The organism is Pseudoalteromonas sp. SCQQ13 (assembly GCF_015864415.1).
GTDB lineage: Bacteria > Pseudomonadota > Gammaproteobacteria > Enterobacterales > Alteromonadaceae > Pseudoalteromonas > Pseudoalteromonas nigrifaciens.
Genome location: NZ_JADYXG010000045.1, coordinates 1 through 1,221 on the forward strand (window position 1 = coordinate 1; position 1,221 = coordinate 1,221).

1 protein-coding gene is annotated in these 1,221 nt (G+C 51.3%); it reads right to left on the reverse strand.

Translation table 11 applies throughout. From position 1 onward, the window contains the following. A partial coding sequence (locus I6F41_RS17890) for a zona pellucida domain-containing protein (RefSeq protein ID WP_231613633.1) occupies positions 1 to 705 on the reverse strand: 705 nt, incomplete at its 3' end. Between the last annotated feature and the right edge of the window lie 516 nt (positions 706 to 1,221).

Here is a 1,221-nt window from a genome sequence, read left to right on the forward strand (position 1 = left end):
ACTAGAGATGTTCTTCACATGAGTGTCCCTTCTCGTCCTGCCGCAGCTTTGCTCACAGGAGCCAGAAGACGGATGGCACACCGCTGTACTACAGTGGATGAAGATAGTTTCCTGCAGAGGAGCCAGTGATGTGGGATCCACAAACGTGAACATCTTCACAATGAAGCGCTTGTAGTGGGTTGGGAACTGAAGACCAGAAGAGCCAGTCACTGGAACCAATGTGGTCAGGTAACGGTCATCCTGGTAAGGGCATCCATCAACCAGAAGGTCCCACTGGGGTAGACTGAGTGGATTGGGGGCGGAAGTTGCCCAGCAGTGTCCCAGCATCAGGACAATGTTGGGGTCAGTCCTCTCCACAATGTGCACCTCAACATACACAGGCTCCCGCAGGACTTTTGTGATGGGATAATCAGCATCACTGTAGTAGGACGTGTAGGCCTCATCCCCTTCTGCACACCCTTTGGTGACACACTGACCATTGGCCAGTCTAAGCTCCACCCTGAGGGGTCCAGGGGCAGCTACTGGTGGAGGTGGAGGAACAGTGTTGACCTCCACAACCAGAGCTTCCACAGAAGTGCCAGAGTACCTACACTGGAAGAGAAGCTCAAAGTGACTGTCCCTTGTGATTGAACCAAGTGGTCCAATCCCCACTTCATACGAGGAGCTCATTCTGTTCTCATACACCACATAACCACTGTCCTCCATCACTCTTGTGCCACATGCAGTCACAGGGAACTGGTATACAGCAAAGGAAGGTGTGGACCCCACAGGACTGCAAGCTGGGTCACTTCCTCCCAGTAAACTGACTGAATCCAGACTCAGTCGAGGCAGTGTAACATCTCTAGCCACCACTACCACAAACTGACCATCTCTTATACACTGGACAGTCACGGTCTTCCCATAGTAACACTGCTGTCCACTAAAGCAGCAGTTGATAGCTTCACATTCAGCACTACTGATACCAGGTTGTCCACATTGGATCTGCTCAGAATCAGCTACAGAACATCTGTCCAAAGGCTCAGCCTTCGCTACTTGCTTCTGAAACTGAATCTTCTGAGGAAGCTGCTGATTAGTCTGTTGAACTGACTGCTGAAGCCGCTGGTCAGTTTGCTGGAGCATCAGAGCTGGAGGATTCTGGGACAGTTTACTCCACTTACCCTTCTTTGGAAGAGCATGACAGAGAGCACACAGTGCTAATACCTGAACCAGCCACCAACTTCC